The sequence below is a fragment of the Pseudoalteromonas sp. NEC-BIFX-2020_002 genome (assembly GCF_013002825.1).
GTDB classification, from domain to species: Bacteria; Pseudomonadota; Gammaproteobacteria; order Enterobacterales; family Alteromonadaceae; genus Pseudoalteromonas; species Pseudoalteromonas neustonica.
This window is the reverse complement of record NZ_JABEPJ010000014.1, coordinates 22,877-42,155: the sequence shown is the minus strand read 5'-3', so window position 1 is coordinate 42,155 and position 19,279 is coordinate 22,877. Positions and strand designations below refer to the sequence as shown.

The 19,279-nt window shown below is 40.4% G+C and carries 18 protein-coding genes; 15 read left to right on the top strand and 3 right to left on the bottom strand.

Translation table 11 applies throughout. The features are described from left to right. The first annotated feature begins 5 nt into the window (after positions 1-5). From HJP15_RS15470 to HJP15_RS15460, 3 genes are all read left to right on the top strand, one after another. On the top strand, positions 6-338 hold the full coding sequence (locus HJP15_RS15470; protein ID WP_054206013.1) for a Na+/H+ antiporter subunit G: 333 nt from the start codon (positions 6-8) through the stop codon (positions 336-338). A gap of 113 nt (positions 339-451) precedes the next feature. After that, positions 452-1,075: a hypothetical protein gene (locus tag HJP15_RS15465; protein ID WP_054206012.1), complete on the top strand. Its 624-nt coding sequence runs from the start codon at positions 452-454 to the stop codon at positions 1,073-1,075. A gap of 278 nt (positions 1,076-1,353) precedes the next feature. Next, positions 1,354-2,382 carry a DUF2804 domain-containing protein gene (locus tag HJP15_RS15460; RefSeq protein ID WP_054206011.1) on the top strand — a complete coding sequence of 343 codons (1,029 nt, stop codon included), beginning with the start codon at positions 1,354-1,356 and terminating at the stop codon, positions 2,380-2,382. 234 nt (positions 2,383-2,616) lie between these two features. Here the strand turns inward: HJP15_RS15460 and dapD are convergent, their stop codons facing one another. From dapD to map, 3 genes are all read right to left on the bottom strand, one after another. Next, positions 2,617-3,444: a 2,3,4,5-tetrahydropyridine-2,6-dicarboxylate N-succinyltransferase gene (gene dapD / locus HJP15_RS15455; protein WP_054206010.1), complete on the bottom strand. Its 828-nt coding sequence runs from the start codon at positions 3,442-3,444 to the stop codon at positions 2,617-2,619. Between the two features lie 9 nt (positions 3,445-3,453). Beyond that, positions 3,454-6,069: a [protein-PII] uridylyltransferase gene (glnD, locus tag HJP15_RS15450; protein ID WP_054206009.1), complete on the bottom strand. Its 2,616-nt coding sequence runs from the start codon at positions 6,067-6,069 to the stop codon at positions 3,454-3,456. Between the two features lie 70 nt (positions 6,070-6,139). Further along, complete coding sequence (gene map, locus HJP15_RS15445; RefSeq protein WP_054206008.1) at positions 6,140-6,925, bottom strand: type I methionyl aminopeptidase; 786 nt, start codon at positions 6,923-6,925, stop codon at positions 6,140-6,142. A gap of 273 nt (positions 6,926-7,198) precedes the next feature. Here map and rpsB point away from each other — a divergent pair, with 273 nt between their 5' ends. From rpsB to fabZ, 12 genes are all read left to right on the top strand, one after another. Beyond that, the gene (rpsB, locus tag HJP15_RS15440) at positions 7,199-7,927 is read left to right on the top strand and encodes a 30S ribosomal protein S2 (RefSeq protein ID WP_054206007.1); all 729 of its coding nucleotides are present in this window, start codon (positions 7,199-7,201) and stop codon (positions 7,925-7,927) included. Between the two features lie 103 nt (positions 7,928-8,030). Continuing rightward, positions 8,031-8,882: a translation elongation factor Ts gene (gene tsf, locus HJP15_RS15435; protein WP_054206006.1), complete on the top strand. Its 852-nt coding sequence runs from the start codon at positions 8,031-8,033 to the stop codon at positions 8,880-8,882. A 156-nt stretch (positions 8,883-9,038) separates the two neighbouring features. Beyond that, a complete protein-coding gene (gene pyrH / locus HJP15_RS15430) occupies positions 9,039-9,788 on the top strand; it encodes a UMP kinase (RefSeq protein WP_016707641.1) in 750 nt (249 codons plus the stop codon). Positions 9,789-9,838: 50 nt separating this feature from the next. Beyond that, positions 9,839-10,360 carry a ribosome recycling factor gene (gene frr / locus HJP15_RS15425; protein ID WP_211842138.1) on the top strand — a complete coding sequence of 174 codons (522 nt, stop codon included), beginning with the start codon at positions 9,839-9,841 and terminating at the stop codon, positions 10,358-10,360. Between the two features lie 81 nt (positions 10,361-10,441). After that, positions 10,442-11,221, top strand: coding sequence for an undecaprenyl pyrophosphate synthase (uppS, locus tag HJP15_RS15420; protein WP_054206004.1), 780 nt, complete (start codon positions 10,442-10,444; stop codon positions 11,219-11,221). Between the two features lie 16 nt (positions 11,222-11,237). Continuing rightward, positions 11,238-12,104, top strand: a complete 867-nt coding sequence (locus tag HJP15_RS15415) for a phosphatidate cytidylyltransferase (RefSeq protein WP_054206003.1) — start codon at positions 11,238-11,240, stop codon at positions 12,102-12,104. Next, entirely contained in the window at positions 12,101-13,306 is a 1,206-nt protein-coding gene (gene ispC, locus HJP15_RS15410) for a 1-deoxy-D-xylulose-5-phosphate reductoisomerase (RefSeq protein WP_054206002.1), read from the top strand. Before HJP15_RS15415 ends, ispC begins: the two co-directional genes overlap by 4 nt. A 1-nt stretch (position 13,307) precedes the next feature. Further along, positions 13,308-14,660, top strand: coding sequence for a sigma E protease regulator RseP (rseP, locus tag HJP15_RS15405; protein WP_054206001.1), 1,353 nt, complete (start codon positions 13,308-13,310; stop codon positions 14,658-14,660). Between the two features lie 104 nt (positions 14,661-14,764). Then, positions 14,765-17,236 (top strand): outer membrane protein assembly factor BamA, encoded by a 2,472-nt coding sequence (gene bamA, locus HJP15_RS15400; RefSeq protein WP_054206054.1) that lies wholly within the window; start codon positions 14,765-14,767, stop codon positions 17,234-17,236. A gap of 11 nt (positions 17,237-17,247) precedes the next feature. After that, positions 17,248-17,766, top strand: coding sequence for an OmpH/Skp family outer membrane protein (locus HJP15_RS15395; RefSeq protein ID WP_054206000.1), 519 nt, complete (start codon positions 17,248-17,250; stop codon positions 17,764-17,766). 9 nt (positions 17,767-17,775) lie between these two features. Then, positions 17,776-18,813 carry a UDP-3-O-(3-hydroxymyristoyl)glucosamine N-acyltransferase gene (lpxD, locus tag HJP15_RS15390; protein WP_054205999.1) on the top strand — a complete coding sequence of 346 codons (1,038 nt, stop codon included), beginning with the start codon at positions 17,776-17,778 and terminating at the stop codon, positions 18,811-18,813. A gap of 13 nt (positions 18,814-18,826) precedes the next feature. Then, positions 18,827-19,279: a 3-hydroxyacyl-ACP dehydratase FabZ gene (fabZ, locus tag HJP15_RS15385; protein WP_054205998.1), complete on the top strand. Its 453-nt coding sequence runs from the start codon at positions 18,827-18,829 to the stop codon at positions 19,277-19,279.

Sequence of the window (19,279 nt, the reverse complement as noted above, 5' to 3'; positions counted from 1 at the left end):
AACGTATGTACAGTGAATGGGTAGTGTCTATTTTATTACTTATTGGTGGCGCATTTATTTTAATAGGCTCAATTGGCCTTATTAAAATGCCTGATTTTTTTATGCGTCTACATGGCCCAACAAAAGCGACCACACTCGGTATGGCTGGAGTACTCATTGGAGCTATGGTGTTTTTTAGCAACACTCAAGATGGTATAAGTGTTAAAGAACTGTTGATCACGATATTTTTATTGATCACAGCGCCTATCAGTGGGTATATGCTTATAAAATCCGCGATACATCATAAGCTTAAAGCTAAAGAAGGGACTAAGGGATTAGACAACATTGAAGACGATTAATTACTTATACTAATTGTTATAATAAAAAGCCCGCAAGGTTTAACTTAGCGGGCTTTTTATTGGCTGTTTTTATTTGTACACTCAATAACATGATTTATTACCAACGCTTATAAATGATTAAAGATAAAAAACGCATTATCGCGTATTTACTGATATTAGCTCCTTTAATTGATAGTTTACTTATACCTACCGCCTTTGGCCTGCAATGGCATAGCGCAAAAAGTATGTATTTATTTAGTGCGTATTTAATACCTATCAAGTTAGCCCTTGTGATTATGGGCGGCTTTTTTCTTATACATCATACCCGCTGTCAAATTTATATAGATGCGCCGCGTTCGTGGTTTTTAAAAGTAGTTGATGTCGGTATATTTATTTTGGCAGGTATTCAGTTTATTTTATTTACTGTGATTAGTGTATTGTATGTAGTAGTAGGAACTCAGGCCGACGACTATAAACAACAAGGAAACATTAGTGTTTATACGTCCGATGTAGGCGCGTTTGGCAAAGCGACTCATTACTTTTCATATCAATGTACCGATTCAACCGGTTTTTATACACTTCAACCTATCGTGACGCTCGACTGGCTTGGCACTTTTACATTTAAAGAAAAAGCAAATACGTTGATCATCACGTATAACGGCCAAAGTGATAAAGGTGAGAAAATTAAACAAATTGATCTGAGTGGGTTTGGTTGTATACCCAAACCACCTCAATATACAAGTTTCAGTTGGAATTAAAAGCGATTTAGGCAAGGCATTGATTGCAAGTAATAGTGGTTCTATTGTTAAAATCATTAACGCCGTATAAATCGCTTTTAAACCAACCCTTTGGGCGTTTCACAGGCACTGACTCTCATCGTTGTTACTTCTTAAAATGGACTACCATTCTCGCAAAGTAACGCCTTGATATTAAGTCCCTGTGAAACGCTGAATTCTGCATCTTGAGGTGGTTTGGGTATAATGCGCAAGCTTTAAGCGAATGATTGTATTTTTAGATACTAAAGGAAGCTTTCTACATGGCTAAAAAAGAGTTGATTAATCAACATGGACAAGCCCACTTTGGTATTTTTCCAGATGGAGTGGATAATATCAATTATATGGATTTTGACCTTCGTAGCGCAATGGGTAAACCCAGTAATACACTTTTTAAAAAGTTAAGATTTAATCAATTTCAGTTTATTAGTTTTACCAGTGGTCAGTTAATTATTGGTTTAGCAATTGTTGACTTAAAAATAGCCAGCAATTGCTTTGTATACATATATGACCCAAACACCCAAGAGTTTGATGAATATAGCTTTATAAACCTATTCTCTTTAAATACGTGTATAGATCCGACACCAAATACAGGGCAAGCTACCTTTCAAAAAGGGCGTAACAGCGTAGTGATTCAGACAACGAATGATCCGCGCATACGCAATGTGAAAGTTGATTTAAAATCAGGGCTTAAAATTAATGCCAACATAGATGAGTCAGCTAATTACAATTCGCTTGCCGTATGTGTTCGCGCGGGTTTTACAGGGTTTCATTTTACTCAGAAAAGCGCAGCGCTTCCATGTGATGGAACCGTGAAGTGGCGTGGTCGTTTATTTGATCTTCAAACGCATAACTCACTCGCAAGTGTAGATTGGAGCGCAGGTTACATGCGCCGAGAAACATTTTGGAACTGGGGGAGTTTAGCCTGCATATTAACCGATGGCCGCCGTTTAGGTTTAAATTTAAGTGCAGGGGTTATTGAAACAGGTTTTACCGAAAACGCCTTGTGGCTCGATGGCACGCTTTATAAAATTGATATGGTCGATTTTCAATTTGAGCGTTATGGTAATGCTAAAGCAACGAGTAAATGGCGGCTACGCTCAAACGACGGTATTATAAATCTAACCTTTGAACCCGCTGGTAAACGCCAAGATAAAACCAACTTACTCATCATCGCCAGCAACTTTACTCAACACTTCGGCCGTTACTATGGTGAAATAATCCTCCCAGACGAAGTTATCACACTCAATGGCGAATGGGGCTTTACCGAAGATCACTATGCGAAGTGGTAGAGAGGAGCTTTAAGTTTTAAGCGGTAAGTTATAAGTGGTGTTAATTTTGAAAAGAGTGATTAGTAGCGAATATAAATAAAGCCCTAAACAGCAATACTTAGGGCTTTTTAATACAAATAAAGTTCAGTTGATATTCTAAACTTAAGATAATCTGTGAGCGGGTGTTACTTCATACCAACTTACGATTAACTCAAATCAGCTGATCGCTGACGGCTGAAAGCTTACAGCTATGATTTATTCGTCTATCGAACGAAGCAGGGCGTTGATACCTACTTTTTCACGGGTTTGTTGATCTACTTTTTTCACGATGATTGCAGCGTACAAGCTGTGACTACCATCTTTTGATGGTAATGCACCTGGTACAACAACTGCGCCTGCTGGAACACGGCCATAGTGGATTTCGCCAGTTTCGCGGTCGTAAATACGCGTGCTTTGGCTGATGTAAACGCCCATTGAGATAACAGCGCCTTCTTCAACAACAACGCCTTCTACGATTTCAGAACGTGCACCAATAAAGCAGTTGTCTTCAATGATGGTCGGGTTAGCTTGTAACGGCTCTAAAACGCCGCCTATACCAACACCACCAGATAAGTGTACGTTCTTACCAATTTGTGCACACGAGCCTACAGTAGCCCATGTATCAACCATGGTGCCGTCATCAACGTATGCGCCAATGTTTACGTATGATGGCATAAGCACTACATTTTTACCTACAAAACTACCTTTACGCGCGACTGCATTTGGTACTACGCGCATGCCACCTTGTTGAAACTGCTCTGGCGTGTAGTCACTAAATTTAAGCGGTACTTTGTCGTAAAACTGGTTTACGCCGTCATGCATTGGTTGGTTATCGCGAATACGGAACGACAGTAACACGGCTTTTTTCAACCATTGGTGGACAACCCACTCACCACTGATTTTTTCAGCAACGCGTGCAGCGCCGCTATCAAGCAGCTCAAGTGCATCAATAATGGCTTGTTTAACTTCATTTGATACTGTGCTTGGGCTGATGTTATCGCGGTTATCCCAGGCGTTTTCAATCATGGTTTTTAAATCTGACATAAGGTCCTCTTATTCTGTTTCTGCGTTGAGTTTTTTACGCAATGCTTGATGAATTTTTGCTTGTTCTTCGTCCGTAAGGGCTTGGTATTCGTTGTTTGATACTACGAAGAAATCTTCTGCACGCTCACCCACAGTGGTGATCCGTGCGGCGTGTATGTGTAATAAATGTGCTTGAAATACTTCAGCAATTTTGGTCAATAAACCAGGTATATCTACGGCTTGAATTTCAATTAAACTGCGATCTTTACGCGGATGAGGACGTAAAATTATCTTTGGTTTAATATTAAAATCTTTAAAGCGTTGCGAGCGATTCTTTTTAAAACGAATTTTCTTTCTTGGATCAGCAAGTGCCAAATCTAGACCGCGTTTAATTGATTGCGCACGGCCGCTGGCAATGGGCTCACCGCTTACTTCAAGTACTACAAAGCTAAACAAGACATAACCATCGCGGGTGGTAAGTACTTGTGCATGTTGGATCTGTGCCTTTTTTGAGCCAATCACACTCACTAAACGGGCAAATAAACCACCCGAGTAGGGGCTGTAAACAAATACTTGTGTGCCACCATGCATGGCTTCATTAGATACCACAACACTGGGTTGGCTTAAATCAGCTTTTAACAAATGCTCACTGTGCCATGAGATTTGTTGCTCACTGAATGCGGTAAAGTAGTTTGCTTTAAAGCGGGCCCAAATTAAATCTATTTGTTCTTCGCCAAAGCCATGATTAAGTAGGCGTTGTTTTGCTTGATGCTTTTTATCGCGAATTTGGTCGCGCTGATCCATTGGGTTTTCAAGCCCTAATCGCAATGCGCGTTGCGTGTGTAAGTAAAGCTCACGTAGTAGCGTATTTTTCCAGTCATTCCATAAGTTGTCATTGGTCGCGCGAATATCAGCCACGGTTAGGCAATAAAGGTAATCAAGTTGACGTTCGTTTTTTATCCGTGTGGCAAATTCTTTTATCACATCAGGATCATTTATATCTTTACGTTGCGCAGTAACTGACATAAGTAAGTGGTTACTTACTAGCCATGCTATTAACTTACCATCTGAGTTTGTGAAGTTATGCAACTTAGCAAAAGCAATGGCATCAACAGCGCCAAGTTCAGAATGATCGCCACCGCGACCTTTGGCAATGTCATGAAAAATCCCTGCGAGATATAACAGCTCGGGTTTATCCATACGTGTGACAATTTCACAACAAATTGGAAATTTGTTGGCACTTGATTTATCAAAATACTGATAAATATTATTGATAAGTTTATGCGTGTGTTCGTCTACGGTATAAGCGTGGAATAAATCAAACTGCATTTGTCCAAATATGTTACGCCACTGCGGGAGATAAGCCGCTAACATGCCATGTTTGTGCATTAACGTAAAAGCACGACCCATGCCATTGGGATGTTTAACAAGGCGCAGAAAGGCTTCTCTACAGGCCGCGTAATCTTGTAAGTCACCTAATAGACGACGACGCACTTGGCGAATTGTTCTTATGGTACTTGGATAAATGTGCGTCATTGTTGGGTTATCGGCAATATGCTCAAATAAGACGAAGAGCTGATCGCGGCGAAAAAATACTGATGGGTTTTTAACTCTTATTTGATGACCAATGCGCTCAAAGTTGCGGTCAAGTTCAATAACCGGTTGCTCGCTTGATTCCGGTAAAATGCTTTGCTCAAAGTACGACAATAGCATTTGATTTAACTCACGAACACGGCTCATTATTCTAAATAAGCGCTTCATCATTCGCTCAACAGACGCTTTGCCATCACTACCAAAACCGAGTAAATCAGCAGCCAGTGGTTGGTGGTCAAATAATAAGCGGTTTTCTGATCGCCCTGCAGCTAAATGCAGTGCAAAACGAATATTCCATAAGTTTTCTAAGCACTCAAGTAGCTCTTGGTATTCTTCGTGAGTCAGGTAACCGTGACTAATAAGCTCTTGTAAGGTTTCAGCCCTAAAGTGCTTTTTTGCAACCCAAATGATAGTTTGTAAATCACGTAAACCACCGGGGTTTTCTTTAATGTTTGGCTCTAGGTTATACGCTGTGCCATGGCATTTTTTATGGCGTAGTTGTTGTTCTTGTACTTTAGCCAAAAAGAATTCATCAGAGTGCCAAACAGGGGTGTCGAGGATATGATTTTTAAGTTTTTCATACTCTATATGATTGCCAAACAATAGCCGGCTTTCAAGCAAGCTTGTGGCAAACGTAACATCTTCACGTTTTTGTTCAATAGCTTGTTCTATGGTACGTACACTGTGGCCAATTTCTAAATTAAGGTCCCACAGCATAGTGACAAACTGACCAATTTTTTCACAAATTGCTTCACTAGGTTGTTGTGTAACAAGTAATAAAAAGTCGATATCAGAATAGGGGTGTAATTCACCGCGGCCATACCCACCAACGGCAATCAGGGCTAAATCTGGCTCATGGGCTAAATCATAAACATGAAAAAGCTTTATTAGTAACCGATCGATAAACTCAGCCCGGGCATTAATTAAATTACCGACTGGTTGTTTTGAAAACTCGTTTTGTAACCATTTATAAAAATAATTAGAGCAGTCTTTGTAATCGGTGAGCAACTCAGCATCGCTGAGTAGCTTTTTAACTTTATTAGGTAATGCCACGTGGGCTGGCTCCTTAGAATACTAATTCGTCCAATTAATTGGGCGAATTAGTATTTATACCAAATTGGTATTAATGCTCAATGATTCTATCGATAGTATCATCTGATCTAAGCGTTAAAATTTCAACACCATTTTCAGTAACTAACAATGTATGTTCCCACTGCGCAGATAAACTACGGTCTTTAGTAACAACCGTCCATTCATCTTTAAGCAGTTTACATTGGCGTTTACCAGCGTTAACCATTGGCTCAATTGTTAAACACATACCCGCTTTTAGGGCTTCACCAGTGCCAGCACGACCATAGTGCATAATTTGTGGCTCTTCGTGAAACTCAGCACCAATGCCATGGCCGCAATATTCGCGCACGATTGAATATTTATGGCTTTCAGCGTATTTTTGAATCGCTTCGCCAATATCACCTAAACGTACACCTGGTTTTACCATTTTAATAGCAAGGTATAAGCTTTGTTGAGTTATCTCAGCAAGGCGTTTGCCTTGAATATCAGGTGTACCAACATGAAACATTTTAGACGTGTCGCCATGGTAACCATCTTTGATGACAGTGATGTCAATATTGACACTGTCGCCATCTTTTAATGCTTTGTCGTTAGGAATACCATGACAAATTACATGGTTTACTGAGGTGCAAATTGATTTAGGGAAGCCATGATAATTTAATGGAGCCGGAATGGCTTTTTGCACATCGACAATATAATTATGACAAATTGTATTTAATTCATCAGTGGTCACACCAGGGACTACATGCGGCTCTATCATTTCTAGAACTTCTGCCGCTAAGCGCCCGGCTACACGCATTTTCTCTATTTCTTCAGGGGTCTTTATCACAGCACTCATGGAGGCTCCATTGTCGAGTTTTAACACATTTATTGTCGCACAAATTTTGCACGCGACGTTGAGTATTTGTTTTTAATATGGTATAAAGCGCGCCGTCTTTTTACAAATAAATTCTTAAATGATTTTTTGTATTTTAAGGCAAACACAATTTTATTTTAACACACACACGTATCGTCACATACACTTGGGTGCATTTCAGTTTCATTTAACTGCGGTGTTGGTGCTATGGGATATGTGGAGGCCTAACCCTAAACTAAACAGAGGAAATACAAAATGGCAAACGTTTCAATGCGCGATATGCTTCAAGCTGGTGTTCACTTCGGTCACCAAGCACGTTACTGGAATCCTAAGATGAAGCCTTTCATCTTCGGCGCACGTAACCGTGTTCATATCATCAACCTTGAGCAAACAGTTCCAATGTTCAACAACGCACTTAAGTTTTTAACTGGTGCTGCGTCAAACAAAGGTAAAGTTCTTTTCGTTGGTACTAAGCGCGCAGCAAGCGAGTCGGTTAAAGAAGCCGCTATCGCAAGTGACCAGTATTACGTAAATCACCGTTGGTTAGGTGGTATGTTGACTAACTGGAAAACAGTTCGTCAATCAATCAAGCGTCTTAAAGACCTTGAAATCCAAAGCCAAGACGGTACTTTCGAGAAATTAACTAAGAAAGAAACGTTAATGCTTAACCGCGAAATGGACAAGCTTGAGAAGAGCCTTGGTGGTATCAAGAACATGGGTGGTCTTCCAGACGCACTTTTCGTTATCGATGCTGACCATGAGCATATCGCTATCCGTGAAGCTAACAACCTAGGTATTCCAGTTGTTGCGATCGTTGATACTAACTCTAACCCAGACGGTGTTGATTTCATCGTACCTGGTAACGATGATGCGATCCGTGCAATCAACCTTTACACTGGTGCAGTTGCAGCAGCTATCACTGAAGGTCGTGAGAGCAATATCGTTGCTCAAGCTGAGAAAGACGACTTCGTTGAAGCTGAGTAATTAGCTGTCATCAAGTCTTCATCTAATTTTAGGTGAAGACTTGCTATTCTTGTAGAGCGGGAACCCGCTTATCTAACCAGATTTCAGATTTGAGGATTTACTAATGGCTGTAACTACTGCCCTAGTTAAAGAATTACGCGAGCGTACAGGCGCTGGCATGATGGATTGTAAAAAAGCGTTGACTGAGACTGATGGTGACATCGAGTTAGCGATTGAAAACATGCGTAAAAGTGGCGCTGCTAAAGCTGCTAAAAAAGCAGGCAACATTGCTGCTGAAGGTACTATCATCATCAAGCAAAATGCCGGTGTTGCTGTACTAGTAGAAGTTAACTGTCAAACAGACTTCGTTGCAAAAGATGTAAGCTTTTTAGCATTTGCTAATAAAGTTGCTGACGCTGCAATTGCTGACACAATGTCTATCGAAGACTTACAAGCTAAGTTTGAAGAAGACCGTGTTGAGCTAGTTACTAAAATTGGCGAAAACATCAACGTACGTCGCCTGCAGTACATCACAGGTGAAAACCTAGTTGAGTACCGCCATGGTGACCGTATTGGTGTTGTTGTTGCGGGTGTTGCTGATGAAGAAACACTTAAGCACGTTGCAATGCACGTTGCTGCTTCACGTCCAGAATACTTATCGCCTTCTGACGTACCAGCTGACGTTGTTGAAAAAGAAAAGCAAGTACAAATCGAAATCGCGATGAATGAAGGCAAGCCTGCTGAAATCGCTGAGAAGATGGTTGTTGGTCGCATGAAGAAGTTCACTGGTGAGGTTTCTCTTACTGGTCAAGCTTTCATCATGGAACCTAAAAAATCTGTTGGCGATATTCTTAAAGAGAAAAACGCAACAGTTACTAGCTTCGTACGTGTAGAAGTTGGTGAAGGTATTGAGAAGAAAGAAGAAGATTTTGCTGCTGAAGTAGCTGCGCAAATTGCTGCAGCTAAAGGTCAGTAAGATTAACTATCTGTGATGAATGAAGTAATTATATGCAATTAATATGCTATTTGCTTTTGCGTCACGGCTAGAAATTCTTTAAAATAACCGCGCTCTTTATGTTTATCATAAGCGCGGTTATTTTTTATCCTTTTTTTAAAAGTTGGCCCAAATACTATGACTATCAATCGTAAACCTATTTTTAGACGCGTTCTTCTCAAATTAAGTGGTGAAGCACTGATGGGAGACGAAGGCTTCGGCATCGACCCAAAAGTACTCGACCGTATGGCGCAAGAAATTAAAGAGCTTGTAGAACTCGACGTAGAAGTGGGTTTAGTTATCGGTGGCGGTAACTTCTTACGCGGTGGTTCGTTAGCTGAAGCAGGTATGAATCGCGTTGTAGGCGATCATATGGGAATGCTCGCGACTGTAATGAATGGCCTTGCAATGAGAGATGCGTTGCATCGTGCATTTGTTAACTGTCGTTTAATGTCAGCTATCCCACTTAACGGCGTGTGTGATGCATACAACTGGGCTGAAGCAATTAGCTTATTAAAAACAGGTCGCGTTGTTATTTTTGCAGCGGGTACAGGTAATCCTTTCTTCACAACTGATTCCGCAGCGTGTTTACGTGGTATCGAAATTGAAGCAGATACCGTTATTAAAGCGACGAAAGTAGACGGTGTTTACAGTGATGATCCTGTTAAAAATCCGGAAGCGACACTTTATCGTCACTTAAGCTACAATGAAATTATTGAAAAAGAATTAAAAGTAATGGATCTTGCGGCATTTACACTTGCGCGAGATCACAATATGCCATTGAGCGTATTTAATATGAATAAGTCAGGCGCATTAAAGCGCGTTATTATGGGCGAAGAAGAAGGCACACTTATCTCTTCACAAGCCTCAGATGAAGTTATTAACTAGATTAGGATTGAACCGTGATTAACGATATTCAAAAAGATGCTGCAGAACGTATGCAGAAAAGTGTAACGGCACTTGGCAGTCAACTATCTAAAATTCGTACTGGCCGTGCTCATCCGGCACTTTTAGATGGCATTATGGTGTCATATTACGGTGCACCAACGCCGTTAAATCAAGTTGCTAATGTGTCGATTGAAGACGCCCGCACACTGGCGATCAGTGTGTTTGATAAATCACTTGCACAAGCAGTAGAAAAAGCAATTATGGCATCTGACTTGGGTTTAAATCCAATGTCAGCAGGTACGGTTATTCGTGTTCCACTTCCTCCACTAACAGAAGAACGTCGTAAAGACTTAATCAAGATCGTTCGTGGTGAAGTTGAAGGCGGTCGTGTTGCTGTTCGTAATATTCGTCGTGATGCAAATGGTGATGTTAAAAGCTTATTGAAAGATAAAGATATTTCTGAAGATGAAGCACGCCAATCTGATGATGCAATTCAAAAGCTTACTGACAAATTTATCAAAGAAATGGATACACTGTTAGCAGCAAAAGAAACTGAATTGATGGAAATCTAAGCAGTTAAATAACCTGAATTTGGGTTATGAAATTTATTAGTTTTGGGACGCCGTCTAGGGTATACTAGGCGGCGTTTTTTTATGGAATACTCGATATTTATGGTTCTTAACGCTGATAAAATTTCACAGCAATGTTTACCCAAGCATGTCGCTATAATCATGGATGGAAATGGTCGTTGGGCACAGGCGAAGAATAAGCCTCGTGTGTACGGTCATAAGAAAGGCGTTGATGCAGTTCGTCAGTCGGTGCAATTTTGCGCTAAGTTAGGTGTACAATCGTTGACTTTATTCGCTTTTAGTAGTGAAAATTGGCGACGCCCTGATGATGAAGTTAGTACCTTAATGGAATTGTTTTTATTTGTACTGAGCAAGGAAGTTAAAAAACTTCATAAAAATAATGTTAAATTAACTATTATTGGCGACTTATCTCGGTTTTCAGATACGTTGCGAAAAAAAGTCGATGCAGCACATCAATTGACCGTGGATAATACAGGGCTGCAACTTAATATTGCAGCAAATTATGGCGGACGATGGGATATAGCTAATGCGGCTAAGCAGCTTGGAAAACAAGTCGCTGCTGGAGAGTTAGATCCCAATGATATTACAGAAGAGCACTTAGCCTCGCAGATGAGTATGCAGGATCAGGTTGAACCTGACTTGTTGATCCGCACCGGGGGCGACTTACGCATTAGTAACTTTTTATTATGGCAAGTTGCTTATGCCGAACTTTATTTTACCGATACGCTTTGGCCTGACTTTAATGAAGCTGCTTTTGCTGATGCGATCGCTTGTTACGTTGCCAGAGAGCGACGATTTGGTTGTACTGGCGAACAAATAAAACAATTACTCGCCGAAACCTAATTAAAAGGGTAATACTTTGCTAAAACAACGAATTTTAACCTCTTTAGTGCTAGCCCCTTTAGCATTACTTTTGGTTTTTTATACACCACTTACATTATTTAGTTATATTGCTGGCGCGATAGTTTTATTAAGTGCGTGGGAATGGTCTGCATTTATGGGCCTATGTGACAAATTAAAGCGTTTTTCATTTGTCGTATTTATTGCGCTGCTACTGGTACTGCTTAACTGGCATTGGCCAATTGAGAGCTTGTGGTTTGACGGCCAATTAGTGGGGGATGCAAATTATATATTTACTCTGTCATTTTCTTGGTGGATTGTTGCTACCTACTTAGTGTGGCGTTACCCAGCCATGGCAAAAGCATGGAATGAAGGCATAGTAATGCGTGCCATTGCAGGTATTTTGACGTTAGTGCCATTGTGGCTTGCGTTGAATACATTACGAAGCGCAAATTATGGTGAGTCAACGCACTTTGGTTCTATGCTTATTTTAGTGGTATTAGGTATCGTATGGAGCGCAGACATTGGTGCGTACTTTACGGGCAAAAACTTTGGTAAACATAAGTTAATGCCAAAAGTGAGCCCCAACAAAACGATTGAAGGTTTAGCTGGGGGTGTAGTCGCTGCGGTAATATTTGTTTTGGCTTTTTGTCATTTTACCAATGTTGATATGTCAGTTTGGCCAATTTATGCTGTTATGACTGTATTTATTGCATTATTTTCAGCGATAGGTGACTTACTCGAAAGTATGTTTAAACGTGAGGCTGGTCTCAAAGACAGTGGATCATGTTTACCTGGGCATGGCGGTATTTTAGATCGCCTTGATAGCTTAACCGCTGCAGCGCCTATTTTCGTTTTATGCTATGCGTGGACGCTTAGTCTATGAGTTGTAAACAGCAACTAGTGATTCTTGGTGCGACGGGGTCAATCGGTTTAAGTACCTTAGATGTTGTCGCTCGAAATCAAGAGCAGTTTTGCGTATTTGCACTTACGGCAGGTAAAAATGCAAAAAAAATGGCGCAGTTATGCGTCGCTCATCGCCCTCGCTTTGCTGTTATGGCGGATGAGCATGCTGCGCAGCAGTTAATTCAGTACTTATCTGGTTCAGAATCTAAAACGATTGTGCTCAGCGGTATTGCTGCAATGAGTGAGCTTGCTGCACACCCAGATGTTGATGCTGTTATGTCGGCGATAGTTGGTGCCGCGGGGCTCATTCCTACACTCAGCGCGGTTGAAGCGGGTAAAAAGGTTTTATTGGCAAATAAAGAATCCTTAGTGATGTCAGGCCAGTTGTTTATCGATAAAGTAAAACAACATAAAGCCACATTGTTGCCAATTGATAGTGAGCATAATGCAATATTCCAATGCCTGCCAAGTGCTCTGCAAGGTTCAAAAACAAACGCACAATTGCATGAGCATGGTGTTAGTAAAATCTTACTGACAGGCTCTGGCGGACCTTTTTTAACTCGTGATATTGACACTTTAAATACTGTCACGGTGCAAGAGGCCGTTACTCACCCTAATTGGTCAATGGGGCAAAAGATTTCAGTCGATTCGGCTACGATGATGAATAAAGGCTTAGAGTTTATTGAGGCTAAATGGCTATTCAACTGCCAGGCAACAGATATTGAAGTGGTTATTCATCCGCAAAGTATTATTCATTCAATGGTGCAGTATCAAGATGGCTCAGTACTAGCACAAATGGGTAATCCCGATATGCGCACACCCATTGCGCATGCTTTAGCATACCCGCAGCGCATTGATGCGGGGGTTACGCCACTTGATTTTTCACAACTCGCCGATTTTACTTTCACTAAACCTGATTTTACTCGTTACCCAAATTTACAGTTAGCAATTGCCGCTTGTAATACAGGGCAGGGGGCAACCACTACGGTTAATGCAGCTAATGAAGTTGCCGTTAATGCATTTTTGCAAGGGGTGATTGGCTTTACGGATATTTACCGTATTAATGCACAAACATTAGAAGCAACGGTTGATGTAAACGTGCATACATTGGATGAAATTCTTGAATGTGACCGTTTAGCTCGACTTCAAGCGACGCAACTCATTGCAAAGGTAGTACGCTAATATGTTCGATTTTCTGTGGAATTTAGGGTCTTTTATTTTAGCGCTGGGTATTTTAGTTACAGTGCATGAATATGGGCATTTTTGGGTAGCTCGCAAAGCAGGCGTTAAAGTTCTGCGTTTTTCAATTGGTTTTGGTAAGCCATTGTTAACATGGCGCGATAAGCTCGATACAGAATATGTAATAGCTGCTATTCCACTTGGCGGTTATGTAAAGATGCTCGATGAGCGTGTCGATGATGTACCGTCAGAACAACGTCATTTGTCGTTTAATGCCAAGTCAGTGCAAGCGCGTATTGCGATTGTAGCTGCAGGACCTATGGCAAATTTCATTTTTGCTATTTTTGCACTAGCTGCAATGTATATGATTGGTGTGCAATCAGTTAAGCCAGTTGTTGGTACTATCAATGAGGGGAGTCGCGCTGAACAAGCCGGTATATTACCCAATCAACATATACTCAAAATTGGCGATGAAGATATAGGTACATGGCAAGATGCTACATTTGCATTAATGGCAAACCTTGGCAATAAAAGCGTCGCTGTTACTGTGCGTAATGAGCAATACCAAGAACAAATTAAAACCATAAATATAGATGGCTGGAAACTAGATCAACAAGATGTACCGCCTTTAGCATCTTTAGGCATTGTGCCTTTTCGTCCACAAGCGACATTAACTATCGCAGCAATTACCGTAAACTCAGCTGCGGCTGAGGCTAAATTACAAGTTGGAGATACAATCTTCGCAGTAAATGGTGAAACAATAAGCAGTTGGCAGCAATTAGTTAATGTTATTGAGCAATCCGCTAACAAATCATTACAATTTAGTGTAAAAAGACAAGATAGTATGGAGTTGCTAACAGTGACTCCTAAAGGGCGTGCTGGCAACGAAGGGCAGCTTCAAGGGTTTTTAGGTGTTGCACCGGTTGTTGAAAAATGGCCCGATGGTTATATTGAAACTAGACATTATGGCCCACTCGATAGTATTGTGCGTGGCGTAAATGAAACATGGCGCTTGATTGCCTTAAGTTTCGATATGATTGGTAATTTAATTACAGGCCAAGTGTCAGTAAAGAATTTAAGTGGTCCAGTAGGCATTGCCGTTGGGGCAGGAACTAGCGTAAGCTATGGCTTAGTCGCCTTTTTAGGCTTTTTGGCTTTGATCAGTGTGAACTTGGGTGTATTTAACTTATTACCCTTGCCAGTGCTTGATGGCGGTCACTTAATGTATTACATAATTGAACTTTTTCGTAAAAAGCCGGTCTCTGAAAAGACACAAGAGTTTGGTTTTAAAGTGGGAGCTCTGCTACTCATTTTTCTAACATGTTTCGCTTTGTTCAATGATGTATCGCGATTATAACAATCCCGACAGTCTCGAATTAAAAACACGATTGTAAGACACTGCTAAATTATAATTTTATGGTGTTGAGCGGTAATACAGTTGTAAAGGATAAAGATAATAAAATGGCTATAAAAAAACATTTGGCAGTAACAAGTTTATTAGGCGCCAGCTTTGCAGCCCTAGGCCAAACCTCCTTTATTGTTGAAGATTTAAAAGTTGAAGGCTTACAGCGAGTTGCACTAGGTGCTGCGCTCACACACATCCCAATAAATGTGGGTGACGATGTTGATGAATATACAATTTCAAAAACAATTAAGTCACTGTACAGCTCAGGTCACTTTGACAATATCAAAGCATTACGCGATGGTAACAACGTTATTTTTAAAGTAACTGAGCGCCCGACGATTAGTTTTATCGAATTTGATGGTAACAAAGACATCAAAGATGAGCAGCTAACGCAGTCACTTGATCAACAAGATATTCGCCAAGGCGAGCCGCTTGATAAAACCGTGATTGATAACATTGAAAAAGGCTTAATTGAGTTTTTTCATAGTATTGGTAAATACAATGCAAAAATCGATGTTAGCATCACTAAATTACCGCGTAACCGCGTTAAGTTAAAACTTGAATTTGATGAAGGTGATGCAGCATCTATTCGTCAAATCAACTTAGTTGGTAACGAATTATATTCAGATGAAGAGCTGTTAGCGCTTGCAGAATCACAACAAGATTTATCTTGGTGGCAGTTTATGGGTAGCGATCGCTATCAGAAACAAACCATTGAAGGTGACCTTGAGAAAATTCGTAGTTTTTATTTAGATCGTGGTTACTTACGCTTTAATATTGATTCAACTCAAGTATCAGTGAGCCCAGAACGTGAATCTGTGTATGTAACAGCGAACATCAATGAAGGTGTTAAATACAAAGTTAAAGGCTTTGACTTTATTGGTGATTTACTCGGTCGCGAAGAATTAATTAAAAGTGTGATACCGCTGCGTGCTGGTGAACTTTATAACGGTTCAGTGGTTACTTCATCAGAAGAGTTTATTAAAAGCTATTTAGCGCGTTTTGGTTATGCAAACGCTGAAGTGCGTACAATCCCTGAGATTGATGATGAAACCAAAGAAGTACAGTTAACGCTATCAGTTAAACCTGGGCAACGTGTCTATGTTCGTCGTATTATTGTTGGTGGCAACCAAAATACGGCAGATGAAGTACTGCGCCGTGAAATGACACAGCTTGAAGGTGCATGGTTATCAAATCAAAATCTTGAACGTTCAAAATTACAAATCCAACGCTTACCATATATGGAAAAAGTGGATTTTAACGTTATACCTGTACCAGGCGTTGATGATCAGGTTGATGTAGATTTTACAGTTAAAGAACAGTCAGCTGGTAGCTTTAACGCAGGCCTTGCTTATGGTTCGTACCTAGGTTTACAGTTTAACATTGGTGTAACTGAATCTAACTTTTTGGGTACTGGTAATCAGATTGGTCTGAATATCAATACTTCACGTGGTTCAGAGCGTGTTAGTTTATCGTACACTGACCCTTACTTTACGCCAGATGGTGTGTCACAAGGTAGCAGTATTTTTTACAGTAATTATGATGCTAGTAAATTTAGCCTTATTGATTATAAATCAAAAAGCTATGGTATAGGCACCAACATAGGCTTCCCAATCGATGCAGTGAACCGTATTAATTTTGGGGCACGTTGGATTGAAGAAGAACTATCTGATATCGCTGTTTACGAACAAACACGTGTATTACGTGAGACATTTTTAGATCCTGCTCATCCAGATGCAGGTTATAACTTTACTAAATATGAACTAAGCGTTGGTTGGTCACGTGTTACTGTAAACCGAGGTTTATTCCCAACAGCAGGTTCTCGTCAAACGTTAAACTTAACTGGTACTACGCCAAATTCAGATTTGACTTACTTTAAGTTAAATTATGACTCGCGTTTTTACTGGCCAATTAGTGATGATCATCGTTGGGTATTTTCAACGCGTGCAGCATTGGGGTACGGTAATGGTTATGGTAATACAAATGGATATGATCAAACCCTCCCATTTCAAGAGTATTTTCGGATAACTGAAATGGAACTGCGTGGTTTTGATCGTAACACTATTTTGCCTAATGCTATTTCACGTGACTCTTCAAATGTAGGTGGTACTCCAGAAAAAGACGGAAAGATCAACGGTGTTATTGGCGGTGATCCAGTCTTTGATCAGTTAATTCCTGCTGGGCGCATTGGTGGTAATGCAAAAGCGGTTGCAGGTATGGAATTAATCGTTCCTACACCGTTTTTAGATGAAGATAATACCAGTTCTGTGCGTACCAGCTTTTTTGTTGATGCAGCAAACGTGTGGGATACTGAGTTTAACGTAGAGCGCTATCAAAGCTTAAGTGATAACGATCGTGCATTACTTGACGATTATTCAGATCCGATGCGTTTTAGAGTCTCAACGGGTTTATCATTACAATGGATCTCTCCAATGGGTCCAATGTTGATTAGTTTTGCGTATCCATTGCAACAAGAAGAAAATGACGATACGAAGACTATCAGCTTTAATATTAGTAATACTTTCTAAAGGAGTTTTTTGTGAAAAAATCAATTAAATCATCGGCGATTGCCATTTTAGCAACACTTATGATGGGTACATCTGCGAGTGCTTTTGCACATAAAGTCGGTATTGTAGACATGCAAGAAATCTACAAACAAATCCCACAAATGGCATCTGTTGAATTAGCATTGCAAACAGAGTTTGCTGAGCGCCGCCAAGAGCTTGAAAAGCTTCAAGGTGACATTCGTTTTGAAGCTGAAAAATTTAAACGTGAAAGCACAACAATGAGCCAAGCTCAAAAAGATGCGCTGCGTACAAAAGTTGAAGGTATGCAAAAAACACTTGCTGAAAAGGGTCGTCCTTTAGAGCAAGAAATTAAAACTCGTCAAAATCAAGAGCTAGCTAAAGTACAAGCACTGATCATAAAAGCAATTGAAGACGTTGCTAAAGATGGTAATTTTGATGAAGTTAAAGTAAAAGATACTACAATTTACTTTAACCCTAAAAAAGTATCTGACTTATCAAGCAAAGTTGTTGATAAAGTAAGTAAGCAATAGAACGAATATATGCAAAATTATACGCTTTCGCAGATAGCGGAACTTCTAGGCGCTGAGCTTCATGGTGATGGCGCCTTAGAAATATCAAAAATTGCTACACTTGCAAATGCCCGCTCTGGGCATATTGCATTTTTAGCGAATAAGAAATATCGCCCGCAACTCGATAATACGAACGCCAGTGCTGTAATTTTATCTGCCGCAGACGCACAGTATTATTCGGGTAACAAGTTGATTGCAGCTAACCCTTATAATAGTTATGCACAATTAGCACAAATAATGGACACCACACCGGCATCTGCTGCTAAAGGTATCCACGTAAGTGCTGTTGTTCACCCTGAAGCTTGTATTGCTAATACGGCCTCTATTGCAGCTAATGCAGTTATTGAAGCGGGCGCTACGATTGGTGAAAACACACAAATTGGTGCAAATTGCTTTGTTGGTCAAAATGCTAGCATTGGTGATAATACTAAGCTTTGGTCTAATGTTAGTGTGTATCACAGTGTTGAAATTGGGTGTGATTGTTTAGTTCAAGCTAACGCTATTATCGGCAGCGACGGGTTTGGTTACGCAAATGATAAAGGTCAGTGGATTAAAATTCCACAATTAGGCTCAGTGATCATTGGCGATAAAGTTGAAATTGGCGCAGGTGCAACTATTGACCGTGGCGCAATTGACGACACTATTATTCACAGCAATGTAATTATCGATAACCAAGTTCATATTGCCCATAATGTTGAGATTGGTTCTGGTACTGCTATCGCAGGCTGTACGGTAATTGCAGGTAGCACAACCATAGGTAGGAATTGTCAGATTGCTGGACTTGTTGGTATAAATGGTCACATAGAAATATGTGATGGTGTTATACTAACGGGCATGAGTATGGTGACAAAAGCGATTAAGGAAGCCGGTGTTTATTCATCAGGGCTCCCACACTCTTCAAATAAAGAGTGGCGTCGCAATATTGCCCATTTCCGTAATTTGCCAGAGATGAAAGATCGCCTAAAAGCGCTAGAGACTCTGACTAAGTCATTAAACCTTGATAATTAATAAGGATGCTATTTTGGCAAACGAATTAAATAGCCTTGATATACAAGAAATTTTAAGCTTACTACCACACCGTTACCCAATGCTATTGGTGGACCGTGTACTTGATTACACGCCAGGTGAATCATTACATGCAATTAAAAATGTAACATTTAATGAACCTATTTTTACAGGCCACTTTCCTAATCAGCCAATTTTCCCTGGTGTGCTTATTTTAGAAGCTATGGCACAGGCAACGGGTTTATTAGGTTTCAAAACTGTTGAAAACCGCAGTGAGAATGAACTGTATTTGTTTGCAGCCGTTGATAACGCACGTTTTAAGCAGCCTGTGGTACCTGGTGATACTATGCATTTGCATGTACAGTTTTTAAAAGAGCGCCGCAATATATGGAAGTTTGCAGCAGAAGCTAAAGTTGATGGCAAAGTTGTTTGTGCTGCCGAAATCATGTGTGCGAGAAGAGAGCTTTAA